Genomic DNA, 14,268 nt, shown 5'->3' on the forward strand with positions numbered 1-14,268 from the left:
TTAAAAAATGAAATTGCCGCGAACGACTTTAATTTTGATACTGCTAGCGCTGGGTTTAGGTGGTTTTGTTTACTTCTATGAAATTCGGGGTGCAACTGTGCGAGAAGAAACAAAGGAACAAAAGCAGAAAATTTTCTCTTTTGCAGAAGATGATGTGCAGGCTTTAACAGTCAAGACAAACAAACTTACCTTGAATCTGGAACGTAACCCTGAATCTAGTAACCCCAAGTGGTTAATCAAATCTCCGATATCGGGCCCAGCAAATGACGCTATTGTTTCTTATTTAATGGATTTGTTGGTCAAGGGCAATAGCGATCGCACTTTATCAACTCCAGCAAAACAGCTTGGAGAATTTGCTTTAGATCCACCCCAAGCAACTATTAATATCACCCTGAAAAACCGACAAAGCCATCAGTTGATTTTGGGTAAATCTAACTTTAACGGTCGTTTTTTATATGCTCAAACTGACCCTGCTACGAAACCCGATGGAAATATAAATGTGCTGTTAGTATCTACAGATTTTGCCAATGCCGTAAATCGGGAACTATCAGAGTGGAAACAACCTGTAGATAATAGTCAGAAGCTACCTGGACTCAGCACCCCTTTACCAATTCCAACAAATAGTAAATAAGCAATTACGGTTTCTGTGGTATGTTTCGGTAACGCACAATGGGTTAGCACATCTGTGCTACTCTACTTCAAATCTCACTAGTTTTTCTAAGTTACTATGACAAATCCGACAGCAACATTGCTGATTTCCTGCCCCGATCGAAGAGGACTAGTAGCAAAATTTGCCAATTTCATCTATTCTAATGGTGGTAATATTATCCATGCAGATCAACACACAGATTTTGCTGCTGGGTTATTCCTTACGCGCATTGAATGGCAGTTAGATGGGTTCAATTTACCGCGAGAATTTATTGCCCCTGCATTTAATGCGATCGCACAACCTTTAGGCGCTAAGTGGGAACTACGTTTTTCTGATGCAGTACCACGCATTGCTATTTGGGTAAGTCGGCAAGACCATTGTCTATTTGACTTGATTTGGCGACAACGTGCTAAAGAATTTATTGCTGAAATTCCTTTAATTATTAGTAACCATTCTAATTTAAAGGGAGTTGCGGAGCAATTTAATATCGACTTCCAGCACATTCCCATCAATAAAGATAATAAAGCAGAACAAGAAACCCAACAATTAGAATTATTACGCAAGTACAAAATAGATTTAGTTGTATTGGCGAAATATATGCAGATTGTTAGTGCAGATTTTATTAATCAATTTCCGCAAATTATTAATATACATCATTCATTTTTACCAGCTTTTATCGGAGCAAACCCTTATCACCGAGCTTTTGAACGTGGTGTGAAAATTATTGGTGCAACTGCTCATTACGCCACTGCCGATTTAGATGCAGGCCCAATTATTGAACAAGATGTGGTGCGAGTTAGTCACCGTGATGAAGTTGATGATTTGGTAAGAAAAGGCAAAGATTTAGAGAGAGTTGTATTAGCAAGAGCGGTGCGATCGCATTTGCAAAATCGTGTATTAGTATATGGTAATAGAACAGTGGTATTTGAGTAAATCATGCTCAAGTGCTGGAAGTCGCAGCTATACAAACAAAGTCCGCGTAGGCGGACTTTACAAAATACTTATTTCAATAATCGCCGTAGCTGTTTTAGTTAGCTAAAGTTACCTCTGTTTTATCTTTCGATTCACCGCTGATTTTAAAGTAGTAATAAAGATTACCAACAGTTAGGTTTGATGCCTGTTGCAAATAAGATGTAACTAATATTTTATAACCAGTAATTTAAGCCTGTGCATTAATACGCGAGTAAGCAAAAAATTTATAGCTTGAACAAATTTAAAACACTACCTACTACCTATTAGTCAATCCAGGGAGATCCAGCCACCATTGGTTAGTTCAACTAGTTTTTCTTTTAGCCAGGCTTCAAAGAATTCATCTAGCAGTCGCTGGCGCATTGATTCATCTAGTAAAGCTGGGATAAGTATCTCTAGCCTCACAATCACCAGCCATTCTCCTAAACGAGTAGGACGCCATAGTTGACCTGCTCTACTGCCATACAACATTTCTGCTAGCTTTGGGGAGATTTTACCGAGTTCGACTGGCCCACACCAACCTCCGCTTTTTGCTTCTGGCCCTTGAGAAAATTGTCGAGCTAGTTCAGTAAAGGATTGCTCTCCTTCCTGAAGTCGGAAATAAAGCTCGTCAGCAAGCCCTTCATCCTTCGTCCTGATTAAGGAATAAATTACTTTGTTTAGCGAAGACTTACGCTTAAGGAAATGACTTTCAATTTTCGACTCCCAGTTAGCTTGTTTAAACTTCTCAATTCTTAGTTCTCGGATAGCTATAGTTTCTAGCTGCTCTGGAGTCATTTCATAGAGTTCTAGCCATTGCTGACGTTTTAACTCGGAAGTAAGCTGCCATTTCTGATAAAATTGCTCACAAGCACTGGCTTTTTCTTCAAGCGTACAGGTAAAGGAAGCGATCGCCTGATCAGTGATAATCTCACGTAAAAATTGGGGAAACAGCTGATAGCTTGCCAACAAGCTGACAATTTTTGCCGTCGGGATTTTTTGATTTTCAACTTGCAAAATCTGAGCCATATCTGAGAAAGCCTACGGATTTATTCATACTTTTAATCTGTTTTGTAAGCAGAGATCAAGCCTCTACTTACAAAACTCATCTGGGCTTTGAAAGATCATTTTCAGATACAAGTACACAAGGAACTTTTGTTTATTTATTTAACATCAAATCCTAGTTCATACTGGCCGCCATTTCCAGAAAACGTAAATCGAAAGTAGCCAGGTGTTCCATCAAAGAAAATTCCGCCGTCTTTGATTGTGCCTGGATCGCTACCGGCAAATTGGCGTATGGAGCTAAATTTGTCATCGAAAGAAGGGCCAGAGCCAGGATCGTCTTCCCATAGTGTAAAAAACAGAGGGTCTGCTTTGGTCGCCGGATCGTTTTCGAGTAGTTTGTTTGGGAAGAGAATTTCATCAGCATCAAAACTATCACTCACTGTATTTTTCTTAGAACTACTCTCAACTAGGTAATAGATTTCATCATTATTATCACCACCACGTGGATCTTGCTCGTCGATACATTCTATGTAATATAAGTAGACTTTAGCCATGATGCTTTATTCTCCTTCAAGATTTTTTAGATGCTATTTTATACTTGAGCTTTGGCTAGTTTGCGGTGCGAAACCCAAAAGCTCTACAGTAATTGAGATAGGGCAAAATACAGTCAATCACAAGGCTTAATTACTATTGAAAAGATATCACCTTGATCAATCGAAGTGCTGAATCCAGTCATAAAATTTCATATTGACTTATACAAGCCAAAAATTCAAAAAGCAGAAAATTTTGGAAAAAATAGAAGAAGTCAGTAGGCGCGATGTCAGAATCTGCTCTTGAATCACTTAGTCGAGTCATTGCAGAAGCGATCGCACTTTACGAAAATCTCCTCGAACAGCAGGAAAAGGCTCACAATGAAACTCTGGAACAACGTGAGGCTGAAAAGATGTGGATTTACCAAAAGCGCCAAGAACTTGAGCAAGTACAAAATGGGCTGGAAGTCATTCTCAGTAAATGCACCAGCGATCGCAAAAATTAAGCAACTCAATGACCTCAAAAGACATATTACAGACATCCGCCATGCAGTTATATCTGGCTAAAATGCTTTAAGAAGCGATCGCGCTTTGTTATAGTCGCCAGTCTCATAATGTCATTTACAGATAAACGTCCTCTTAGTTGGTTGTTGCAGCAGTTTCAACTCCAGCCAGGTAAGCCCGCCATTGCCTCTGGATTGCGTAGCCTTTTTGTACTGGGTGTCCCGATTGGAATTGGAATCATTACAGGTCATGCTGCTGAAAGTGCGATCGCCACTATGGCAGCTTGGTTCGTTGGCATGGTAAATGTTGACGGAGCCTACCGTCAGCGAGCGATCGCTATGATCGCAGCTACGCTTGGGGTAACTGTAATGTTCCTAATCGCAAGTCTGGTTAGCGATCATCTCTGGTTAGCTGTCCCGACCACGTTCTTGGTAATATTTATAGCAGGTTTAGCAAATCTCTATGGCAACGTGGCTGCATCTGTCAGCTTGGTTACTTCGATAATGTTTGTGATTGCGCTGGCTAGATTCGCTTCATTTTCTAATTTGCCTACTCTTATTCAACACTGTGCGTTATGTCTGGCTGGTGGAACATGGACTACTGTGTTGTCATTGGGATTGTGGGCGGTGCGTCCTGATGTACCTGCAATACAGACAGTCGCTAACTGTTATCTCTCATTAAGCAATTTTGTAGACTTGGCAAGCCAGAGAGCATTAAATCCAAAGGATCGTCAGGAGTGGGAACAGCGATTTTTGCAAGCTCAGGATACGGTCATTCAAAACTTAACATCTGCCCGTAGCGTCTGGACAACTATCTGGACTAGGCAAAGAGGAGCTACCCTGCGGGGAAATCAGTTACTCGTATTAATTGAGGATATAAATCAAATTGTCAATTCTGTTGTAGCACTGAGCGAACTATTAGCGATCGCATCGGAACATGAACTATTTTCTCGGTTACAACAAGAAATTCAGCAAGTGCTAGAACAGTCGGCAATTGCTCTGCAAATGTTATCACAAGCGATCGCCAAAGGAAAAAAATCACCTCACTTAGGGGATCTCGATCGGAGTCTTGAAGCACTAGAACACCAAAGGCAAGTTCTGCGTTCGCAAGTCCTTAATCAAACTATCAATGCTCAGACAGATGATTATTCCGATCTCCTCAACCTTGGGAAAATTACAGCCAGTCTGACAAAGCTAGTAGAGCAAATTCATACTGATGCAGAGATTGCTACAGATTTAAGCCAAGGAAAACTGCGTAACAGCATTGCCCAACGAGATATTTCCCCCCCAGCCCAACCAGAGCGTTCTACAATTATTGATACGCTGCGAAATAATTTCACTTTTGATTCAGTCCTCTTTCGTCATGCGTTGCGCCTCGCACTGATCACAACTTTTGCTGAATTACTTGCCTCGCTATTCCAACTACCTAGAGGTTACTGGATAACGCTCACAGCTTTAGTTGCACTTAAACCTAACTTTGGTGGAACGTCACAGACAACAGTCCAAAGAGTCGTTGGCACTATTTTGGGTGGAATTATCGGTATTGCTCTGGTTTTACTAGTTAAGAATCAATTGGCGATCGCAGTTTGTTTCCTGCTGCTGGTGTTTGTGGCGATGTCGGTGCGATCGTTAAGCTACAGCTTATTTACCATACTCCTGACTCCCGCTATCATATTGCTACTCAACATTATTAGTGCAGGCGGCTGGAAGATTGGAGTATTGCGGATCTTCGATAGCTTGGCTGGGGGTGTCTTAGCATTGCTTGGTAGCTATTTGCTTTTTCCTCGTTGGGAACGACAGCAACTTCCTGCACAACTGGAAAAAACAATTCGAGCTAATCTTGCTTACTTTCAACAAGTAATTGCTAACTATCTCCATCCAGAACAGAATGCGTTTGCTGATTCTATCAACATGCTACGCCACCAAGCAGCACTAGAGAACGCCAACGCCAACGCCGCAGCTCAACGATTATTCAGCGAACCTCGTCACATTCAGGGAGAAATCGAACCTGTAATGACGCTGATGATATACATTCGTGGCTTTTTCAGTTCGGTAACAACTTTGGCAGAACATCTGCGGGAATTTAGCGGCGAGTACCAATTTCCTGAACTCAAGCGACTTGCTGATACCATTGTTCAAGTTTTGGAAAACTTAGCAGATGCCCTTGCACAGGGACAGCCACCCCAACCATTACCAGCGCTGGATAGCTATCTCGAAGCAATTCACGTCCAAATCGAACAGTTACATACTGCTCGGTTATCAGAGATTGCTACCAATTTCAACACTTTAACTCCCACATTACAAGCTGTTCAAGAACAAACTCCGCTCTCTACAGAACTGGATCGAATTGTTAATGAAATTAAAGTTATGCACTGTGTAATTGCTCGTCTGCAAGAATGATTTTCTTTTCGCGCTTGCTTTGCGCGGGTGTTAACCTCTTGATTTTTGTGAGTCTGCGATCGCAGCTACCAGTTTGCCAGGATCGGCTGGTTTTGCAATATGAAGTTAAAATCCGGCTGTAAAAACCTGTTTTTGTGTCGTTTCTGCGGCGTAAACACTTAGTACAGGATTTCATTAATTTGTAGCGAATTAAATTTGGCAATACGTTGCAATGCCAATGCGTCCCACTGCAATCCTCTGCAATGCCGATGCATCTCACTGCAATGCCGATGCATCTCACTGCAATGCCGATGTATCCCTCTGCAATGCCGATGTATCCCTCTGCAATGCCGATGTATTCCTCTGCAATGCTAATGTATCTCACTGCAATGCCAATATATTCCCTTACATTAAAATGCTATGCTTTATACGCAAAACTGTATTTAGAGCGATCGCGGGAATTTGCCCACCTAAATGGCGGGCTATAAGGTACTTTACTTAAGTGGATCGTGTCCCCAATTCTTCAAAGAATAGCACCAGCGTGTGTGTTCCAAATCACCCGATGGCTTCTGTGCCATGTGACGATGGACGTAACTAATAACTTTCTTCATATGCGAAAGATCGTCGTTGGTATAATCATCCTTTCTCTGCAATAGCTGGATGATACGCCGTCCAGATTTATGACCGATTGACTCATCGTCGCCATCCTTTTGCCCAACAGTTTGTGACTCATCCGTATCTAGCCAAGACTCTAGTTCTTTAGGTGTCATATTGACAGCTTGATGAAACTCGTCAATCACCGCTTTAACATCTTTACTCATAACTAAGCATTACTCCTCTACTTTCTTCAGAGCATCAGGCTTGTGAGCAGCTTGTTTTCCTGTCTTATCGCTTTCAACTAAATATTCGGGGTTATCTTCACTTGCAGCAATATGGTGTTCTTTTATATCTGTAGGTGAAGTGAGCTTCTTTACTACTTTGCCAGTTGTTTTACCTTGTGAAGTGTTCCATTCAACGCGATCGCCTTTTTTAAATTCTTCAGCCACATTCATCTCCTATCCTATTTGATGTTTTATACCTACTAAGGTCACATTATGTCTGCGACTGGAAAAGTAGCCATCATTCTAGTGATAGAGAAAAAAACAGCAAACAAGGTTAGTCGGCGTTGCATATTTGCGGGATGGGCATCTTGCCCGTCCCTTGTATTTCGGGGCGGGTGAGACGCCCACCCTACAAGAATCATCCCTTGATTCAGCAACGCCGGTTAGTCTTCAGCAATCAAAATTAGATTCATGGGAACAATCTGAAGTATCGGAGATTTAATCGTCATGAATTTGAATAGTTTCACCGTTGGCACGAGTAATACTAAGGGCATTGAACTCATTGTTATCATAGTTGCCAACTACGGTGACTTGTTCTCCTACAGAGAGGTTAATGGGTTGCCCCAACTGAGGTTCTGCATCAACAATGATTTGTCCCTTACCATCGTTGAGAATGAACTCGTCATCTAAAAGCTTAGTAACTTGACCGGAGATAGTAGTAACACGAGCGTTTGGCGAATTGTCAATTTGGTTTGGTGCTTTCTGCGCTTCCACCTCAAAAGAAATTAGCAAGGCAAACAAGCTAGTTAAAACGATGCTGGGTATAGGATTGAAATTCATTTGTTAAGACCTCCAATCTGATGTGTAACTCACGCTTATTTTCAGATTGCCGGATAAAAGTAACAAGAAAGTAACAGCACGGTCTTAGAGGATGTTTGAAAAGTTTTCTTCTCGGTAACAAAACGTTCTAGATCCCCCTAAATCCCCCTTAAAAAGGGGGACTTTGATTCCGGTTCCCCCCTTTTTAAGGGGGGCTAGGGGGGATCAGTTAGTGCCTAAAATCACAGCAAACCACTTTTCAAACAACCTTTTAAGCCAAGAAATTCCTTCACTAACAATTAAAATCTTTGCTTGTCCAGTATTAATTGCTCCTTATGGTAAAGGTTTAGGCGTGAAGGGTAGCTTGATTTGAAATGTAGAGCCTTCATCCAAACGGCTGATTGCGATAATTTGTCCTTCATGTACCTGGACAATTTGTTGGGCGATCGCTAATCCTAACCCGAAGCCTCCTGTATGGCGCGATCGCACACTATCTACTCGATAAAACCGCTCAAAGATATGCGGTAAATCTGCCTCTGGAATCCCAATACCGCTATCCTGTACTTCAATTACTACCCAACGAGACTCAAAGAAGACTCGTAAGCAAACTCTACCTCCAGACGGCGTGTAGCGGCAGGCATTACTAAGAAGATTTGTTACTGCTTGCCGCATTAAATCTGGATTTATTCTCAACATTACCAATTGTTCAGGAAATTCGCTGGTGAATTCTAAGTTTTTTACCTTTGCTGAGTGAGTGTATTCCTCTACTAATCCTCCCAGCCAGCTAACCAAATTGACGCGGTTAAGTGCCTCTGGCTTTAACTGTCCTTCATTTCGAGCTAAGAATAATAAATCACCGATCAACATTCCCATTGATTCAGTAATCTGGTCAATATTTTCCAGGGAACTTTGCTGTTGATTGGGATCGATTGGTTCGAGCAAACTAAACTGAGCATGATTCCGAATTGCCTGAAGGGGTGTCCGTAGCTCGTGGGAAGCATCGGCTGTAAAACGCTGTAATTGCTCGTAGGCTTGGCGAATTGGCTGCATGGCCATTCCACCAAGAAACCACCCCGTCAAACCAATTACGCTTAAAGCAATGGGTACACCTACTATTAAAAACAGTCTCAACGACCATAAAGTTTCTTCAACAGGCGCTAAAGAAGCGGCTATCTCTAGATAGCCAATTAATTGTTTATCCTGAAAAACAGGAACTGTTAATTGACGCAGCTGTTTATTTTGGCGAACACTGGTAGAAACGCGATCGCTTAACTCAATTGTTTGAAATCCTAATCGATTATTTAACTGCTCTGATGGAATGACACCAAAAAACTCTAGTAATTGCTTTTTGGGAGTGTACCAACGGGCATAAATAATTTTATTGTCAAAAGGCAAAGCTTCACCACCCAAGATGGGGACATCTTCGAGACTAATGCGTTGCTGTTCTTGGTAAAGTCCATCTTCAACGCCAGCCACCATCAACTGAGTTGTGTTGTAAAGTTCTTGGTCAAATGCCCGCAATTGCTCTTTTACTTCTAAAAAGTAAAGTATTGTTGCAAAGATCGCCAAAATACTTCCCATAGAGAGCGTAAACCAGCGAGCTAGGTTACGCCGACTGCGGTTGAACATATTAGGGATTAGCGATCGCATGATTCAGGAGCAAGCAATCTATATCCCATACCGTAAACGGTTTGCAGCCAATCTTCTGCTTTCACCATCTGTAAGCGCTGCCGCAGTCGATGCACTGACATGGCGATCGCTTTACTGTCTGGTTGTATATTCCACTCCCAAAGTGCTTGTTCGATTTGGTCATGAGTAAGTACCTGTCTGGGATGTCGAAAGAAATATTCTAGCAATTGAAACTCTCGACCCGACAACTGGACTGTAACTTCCTGGCGTTGTAACGTTAGAGTGTTGAGATGAAGTTGTAGGTCGGCTAACTCTAGCGTGTCGCCTTGCCAGAGTGGCGCTCTGCGTCCCAGTGCTCGTACTCTTGCCAACAGTTCCAGCAAACTAAAGGGTTTAACTAGATAGTCATCTGCACCAACATCTAAAGCAGATACTTTATCCAAAATTGTATCTTTAGCTGTGAGAATCAGCACTGGAGCCGTTTTTCCTGCTTGACGATACTGTTGACACAGACTAACACCACTCACCTTGGGCAACATCCAATCTAAAATTAACAGATCGTAGTCTCTCTGTTGCATTAACCATTGGGCTGTTTCACCATCTTCAGCACCATCTACAATATGTCCGACTTTCGATAGCGCACCCTGTAGTGGTTGTAACTGAGTAATATCATCTTCTACAAGTAAGATTCTCATTCATCATGTCGCTGTATTTTTTTCTTTTTCCTATGATGAATTAATCATCAAACTTTTTCTGTATTATGGCTCGACCTCGTTGGTTGCAATTTCTCATTAACTTAGGACTAGAGTTTTGGCTGCCAATACCCTTAATCGGATTGTTTTTTTGGTTGAGTACGGGTTTGCTAACGCATCAAGTATTAAGCTATACCTACGATCCAACTGCCCAAATTCACGCCGACTCAAAACATCAAATTCAGTTTTCTGTTTCACTAGCTGTCATGTCTATTGAAGCTGTAATTCAACGCAAACAAAAGTTGACTGAAGTTAAAGTTTACACTGCTGATTCGCTTTTAAAGGAGATGGAATTTGAGTTTCCTGTGACTGAATATGCTCAAATCGATGCTGCGATCGCTCAAGCTTTAGGATTACCAATAACAGCAATAAAGCAGTTGATACGTTATCGCATTGAGAACTAAGGGACTTCCAAAGAATAAATTAATCAACCAAAATCACAAATCCACACCTAAACAATTAAATATACATTAATTCCTACATAATAAAGAAATATTAAGTTGCATTCAGAAAACTTTCAATGAGCCAAACTAGCCTAAATTTAGTTGCAATATCTATCTTTCTCATGACCCTATCGGTACTGGTGGGGCCATTCTTCAATTTATCACCGGCAGTCCCAGCACTTGCTACCTTCACCATCTTAGGTATAGCGACATTAGATAGCTTCAGCTTGCAAGGCAAGGGTGGTACTATCTTTGTAGATTGGATTGCTGGTTTTTCAAAAGAACACCGCGATCGCATCGTCCACCACGAAGCAGGACATTTTTTGGTTGCTTACCTGTTGGGTATTCCCATTAGTGGCTACACACTCAGCGCTTGGGAAGCCTGGAAACAGGGGCAACCTGGACAAGGCGGTGTTAGCTTTGATGATGGCGAATTAGCATCTCAACTAGAAGTAGGTAAAATCAGCGCCCAAATGCTAGACCGCTACTGTACTGTTTGGATGGCGGGTATTGCTGCTGAAACCCTGGTTTTTAATAATGCTGAGGGTGGAACTGATGATAAAAGCAAGCTGATAGGAGTCTTGACAATGTTAGGCTTTTCTGAATCAGTTTATGAGCAAAAACTGCGGTTTCATGCTCTCCAAGCAAAAACTCTACTGCAAGAAAATTGGTCTAGCTATGAGACTTTAGTTAGTGCCATGCGACAAGGCGTTTCAGTAGAAGATTGTCATGCTGAGTTAGGAGTAGGGAGTGGGAAGTAAGAAGTTATATCAAGCTAGTTTTGAGAGTTTGTAGTAAGCACTTTAGTGCTAAAAAAAAGGACTAAAGTCCTTACTACGAACTCATTAACATTATCTTAAACAGAAAAGTTATTCAGCTCTGGCGCGGAGTGCAGGAGATGGAAAAAGATTTTGAAATCCAGCTTGTCGCTCAGTTAAAGATTCTAGAGCATCGTTCCAAAGACTTTCATAATAAAAGAAGGTTACGCCTAGACCGCGTTCTTGGGCAGCCCGCACCTGAGACTTAATTTGCTGTATGGGAACTGGGTTATTTCGTAACCCTGTCATAATGCCAACTCCAGTTGGAATTCTTTGTTGCGCTTCTTGAATTTCTGCGCGGGAAATATTTGCCACAAAACTTTTTAGATCCGGACGATAAATTTGCACAATTAACTCGTCCACAATATTTTGCCGCATCCAACCTAGCCAATCTTGCAGGTGAAATTTGTAAGCAAAATCATAGTAATTAGGAGAAACAGAGAAAATCACCTGGGGTTTTCTCTGCTTCACCGCTTGATTAAGTTTTACCATGAATGCCGTAATCTTATCTGCCCGCCACTTTACCCACGCCGCATCTTGGGGATCTTTTGGGGGAGGATTTTTCGTTTCTTTGGTATACAAAGCAACTGTATATTGGTCGTAACCAAATTCGTGAGGCAAACTCATGTGATCGTCAAACTGAATGCCATCGGCATCATATTGGGTAACAGTTTCTAGCACAAGATTAGTGATGAACTGTTGCACTTTTGGATGGAATGGATTGAGCCACATCACCTCACCAGCCGCACTGTTTGAAGTTTGGCTACCATCCCGCTTTTGTGTGAACCAATCCGGGTAATTCATTGCTAGTTCTGAGGTTGGGGGAGCCATGAAACCAAACTCAAACCAGGGAATCACTAGCAATCCTTGGCGATGAGCTTGGGTAATGAGGTCTGCCAGAATATCATGTCCATCTGAACCTTTGTAGACAAAAGGTTGAATACCTGCACGTTGTGCTAAGGTACTAGGATACATCACATAGCCAGAATTCCACACCACAGGATAGATTGTGTTGAAGTTCATCCGCCGCAGTTGACTCACTGCATCCTGCACCTTATCCCGATTTTTGAGGGTGTCAAAATCATTAGTGGTCATCCAAACCCCGCGAATTTCCTGACGAGGTAACTGTGCGATCGCAGGGGTGAAACTGTCCACCAGAAATACAGTAACAAACGATATTAAAATGAGAATGGGAAAAAGAGATTTAAGTAGTCGCCGCCAACTTTGGACAATAAAAGATGATTTCATAAATTTGAATGATGCATTAGCTACCCACACACGCCATTGCTCGTTTTTACGATTGAATCTACTAACCATATAGTCTACAAGTATTTATGCTTAGTACAGAATTGATGAGTTGGTAGTTGTTCGTTCCTTGTTTATGGAACTTTTGCACCAAAAAACTAAAACAGACAAATTAAGGTAGTTGACGCAGCTAATAAGCATTTGTGCCCAATAGATATTCGTATGGGGAATGGAGCATTGGGTACAAGAGGCAGAGGGGCAGAGAGGCGGAGGGGCAGAGGGGAAAAACTTACTACAACTTCTCCCCTGCTCCCCTGCTCCCCTGCTCCCCTGCTCCCCTGCTCCCCTGCCCCCCTGCCCCCCTGCTCCCGATCTTCACATTCCCCCATGCCCTACCTGTGTCACAATAAAGAACTGTAATAAGAAAAATATTGTTAAGGTAATTTAGTGAGTCCAACTGCTCAATCCACGGCAAGTGCGCGTCGCGTAGTATTTCCTTTTACGGCAATTGTGGGCCAGGAAGAAATGAAACTGGCGCTGCTATTGAACGTGATTGACCCCAAAATTGGGGGTGTAATGATTATGGGCGATCGCGGCACCGGGAAATCCACAACTATTCGGGCGCTGGCGGATCTGCTACCAGAAATTTCTGTGGTTGCTAATGACCCCTTCAGTAGCGATCCTAGCGACCCTGACTTGATGAGCGATGAAGTCCGCCAACTGTTAGAACAAGGGGCGGAAATTCCCGTAGCTCAGAAAAAAGTCCAAATGGTAGACCTGCCGCTAGGAGCTACTGAAGACCGAGTTTGTGGCACAATCGACATCGAGAAAGCTTTATCTGAAGGTGTCAAAGCTTTTGAACCGGGACTTCTGGCAAAGGCTAACCGGGGCATTCTCTATGTGGATGAAGTCAACTTACTAGATGACCACCTTGTAGACGTGTTACTCGACTCCGCTGCCAGTGGATGGAACACTGTAGAACGGGAAGGTATTTCTATTCGTCACCCAGCGCGTTTCGTGCTTGTGGGTTCTGGAAACCCAGAAGAAGGCGAACTACGTCCCCAACTGCTCGATCGCTTTGGGATGCACGCAGAAATTCACACCGTAAAAGAACCAGCTTTGCGGGTGCAAATCGTGGAACAACGGGCGGATTTTGACCAAAATCCCCCCGTATTTCTCGAAAACTACAAACCCCAGCAAGAAGCATTGCAACAGCAAATTGTCAATGCTCAACAGCTTTTACCAGAAGTGAAAATTGACTACGATCTGCGGGTAAAAATTTCTGAAGTCTGTTCAGAACTGGATGTAGATGGTTTGCGGGGTGACATTGTTAGTAACCGCGCCGCCAAAGCCTTAACAGCTTATGAAGGACGCGCTGAAGTTACAGTTGATGATATCCATCGTGTAATTACGCTATGTTTGCGTCACAGACTGCGGAAAGACCCTTTAGAATCGATTGATTCTGGCTATAAAGTTGCCAAAGTTTTTAGCCGCGTCTTTGGCGTGGAACTACCAGAAAGTGATACTGCACAAAAGAACGGCACAGGTCAAAAATTAGGAGCTAGGGGTTAAAAGTTAGGAGCGGAGCCGGAAACGCTCCGCCTCCGGTGAAGAATTAATAGTTAAGAGCTTTGAATGGAAAGCTGCTTCATATCTCACAACTTTAATTCCTCACTCAGCACTGACTATATAACTCACAACTCCTAACTCTTAACTCCTAACTCTTA

The 14,268-nt window shown here is 42.4% G+C and carries 17 protein-coding genes; 7 read left to right on the top strand and 10 right to left on the bottom strand.

All coding sequences use genetic code 11. From position 1 onward, the window contains the following. The first annotated feature begins 7 nt into the window (after window positions 1-7). Together AC1F2U_RS05545 and purU are read left to right on the top strand one after the other, a co-directional pair. Window positions 8-631 carry a DUF4340 domain-containing protein gene (locus AC1F2U_RS05545; RefSeq protein WP_480260200.1) on the top strand — a complete coding sequence of 208 codons (624 nt, stop codon included), beginning with the start codon at window positions 8-10 and terminating at the stop codon, window positions 629-631. A gap of 96 nt (window positions 632-727) precedes the next feature. After that, window positions 728-1,582 carry a formyltetrahydrofolate deformylase gene (gene purU / locus AC1F2U_RS05550; RefSeq protein ID WP_480260201.1) on the top strand — a complete coding sequence of 285 codons (855 nt, stop codon included), beginning with the start codon at window positions 728-730 and terminating at the stop codon, window positions 1,580-1,582. A gap of 306 nt (window positions 1,583-1,888) precedes the next feature. On the opposite strand, the gene AC1F2U_RS05555 is transcribed toward purU, so the two are convergent. Next, complete coding sequence (locus AC1F2U_RS05555) at window positions 1,889-2,626, bottom strand: peptidylprolyl isomerase (RefSeq protein WP_480260202.1); 738 nt, start codon at window positions 2,624-2,626, stop codon at window positions 1,889-1,891. Window positions 2,627-2,760: 134 nt separating this feature from the next. Then, window positions 2,761-3,156 (bottom strand): hypothetical protein, encoded by a 396-nt coding sequence (locus AC1F2U_RS05560; protein WP_480260203.1) that lies wholly within the window; start codon window positions 3,154-3,156, stop codon window positions 2,761-2,763. Window positions 3,157-3,419: 263 nt separating this feature from the next. Between AC1F2U_RS05560 and AC1F2U_RS05565 the strand changes: the two genes are divergently transcribed. Further along, window positions 3,420-3,638, top strand: a complete 219-nt coding sequence (locus AC1F2U_RS05565; RefSeq protein WP_480260204.1) for a hypothetical protein — start codon at window positions 3,420-3,422, stop codon at window positions 3,636-3,638. Window positions 3,639-3,746: 108 nt separating this feature from the next. Next, window positions 3,747-6,035 carry an FUSC family protein gene (locus AC1F2U_RS05570; RefSeq protein WP_480260205.1) on the top strand — a complete coding sequence of 763 codons (2,289 nt, stop codon included), beginning with the start codon at window positions 3,747-3,749 and terminating at the stop codon, window positions 6,033-6,035. Here the strand turns inward: AC1F2U_RS05570 and AC1F2U_RS05575 are convergent. From AC1F2U_RS05575 to AC1F2U_RS05600, 6 genes are all read right to left on the bottom strand, one after another. After that, window positions 6,001-6,399, bottom strand: a complete 399-nt coding sequence (locus AC1F2U_RS05575; RefSeq protein ID WP_480260206.1) for a hypothetical protein — start codon at window positions 6,397-6,399, stop codon at window positions 6,001-6,003. The two genes, AC1F2U_RS05570 and AC1F2U_RS05575, sit on opposite strands and share 35 nt — an antisense overlap. A gap of 109 nt (window positions 6,400-6,508) precedes the next feature. Next, a complete protein-coding gene (locus AC1F2U_RS05580) occupies window positions 6,509-6,835 on the bottom strand; it encodes a DUF3140 domain-containing protein (RefSeq protein ID WP_480260207.1) in 327 nt (108 codons plus the stop codon). Between the two features lie 9 nt (window positions 6,836-6,844). Further along, window positions 6,845-7,060: a hypervirulence associated TUDOR domain-containing protein gene (locus tag AC1F2U_RS05585; RefSeq protein WP_322674149.1), complete on the bottom strand. Its 216-nt coding sequence runs from the start codon at window positions 7,058-7,060 to the stop codon at window positions 6,845-6,847. Window positions 7,061-7,333: 273 nt separating this feature from the next. After that, a complete protein-coding gene (locus AC1F2U_RS05590) occupies window positions 7,334-7,675 on the bottom strand; it encodes a DNA-binding protein (protein ID WP_334837472.1) in 342 nt (113 codons plus the stop codon). 312 nt (window positions 7,676-7,987) lie between these two features. After that, entirely contained in the window at window positions 7,988-9,304 is a 1,317-nt protein-coding gene (locus AC1F2U_RS05595) for a sensor histidine kinase (protein ID WP_480260208.1), read from the bottom strand. Further along, window positions 9,292-9,978, bottom strand: coding sequence for a response regulator transcription factor (locus AC1F2U_RS05600; protein ID WP_480260209.1), 687 nt, complete (start codon window positions 9,976-9,978; stop codon window positions 9,292-9,294). Before AC1F2U_RS05600 ends, AC1F2U_RS05595 begins: the two co-directional genes overlap by 13 nt. 65 nt (window positions 9,979-10,043) lie before the next feature. On the opposite strand from AC1F2U_RS05600, the gene AC1F2U_RS05605 reads away from it, so the two are divergent. Continuing rightward, entirely contained in the window at window positions 10,044-10,439 is a 396-nt protein-coding gene (locus tag AC1F2U_RS05605; protein ID WP_334703466.1) for a hypothetical protein, read from the top strand. Between the two features lie 116 nt (window positions 10,440-10,555). Then, window positions 10,556-11,239: an ATP-dependent Zn protease gene (locus tag AC1F2U_RS05610; protein ID WP_480260210.1), complete on the top strand. Its 684-nt coding sequence runs from the start codon at window positions 10,556-10,558 to the stop codon at window positions 11,237-11,239. A gap of 108 nt (window positions 11,240-11,347) precedes the next feature. Here the strand turns inward: AC1F2U_RS05610 and AC1F2U_RS05615 are convergent, their stop codons facing one another. After that, entirely contained in the window at window positions 11,348-12,613 is a 1,266-nt protein-coding gene (locus AC1F2U_RS05615; protein WP_480260211.1) for a glycoside hydrolase family 10-like protein, read from the bottom strand. Between the two features lie 86 nt (window positions 12,614-12,699). Continuing rightward, window positions 12,700-12,930, bottom strand: a complete 231-nt coding sequence (locus tag AC1F2U_RS05620) for a hypothetical protein (protein ID WP_480260212.1) — start codon at window positions 12,928-12,930, stop codon at window positions 12,700-12,702. 58 nt (window positions 12,931-12,988) lie between these two features. On the opposite strand from AC1F2U_RS05620, the gene bchI reads away from it, so the two are divergent. After that, the gene (gene bchI / locus AC1F2U_RS05625; protein ID WP_334899080.1) at window positions 12,989-14,113 is read left to right on the top strand and encodes a magnesium chelatase ATPase subunit I; all 1,125 of its coding nucleotides are present in this window, start codon (window positions 12,989-12,991) and stop codon (window positions 14,111-14,113) included. The last annotated feature ends 155 nt before the right edge of the window (window positions 14,114-14,268 follow it).

This window comes from Nostoc sp. LEGE 12454, from assembly GCF_056620565.1.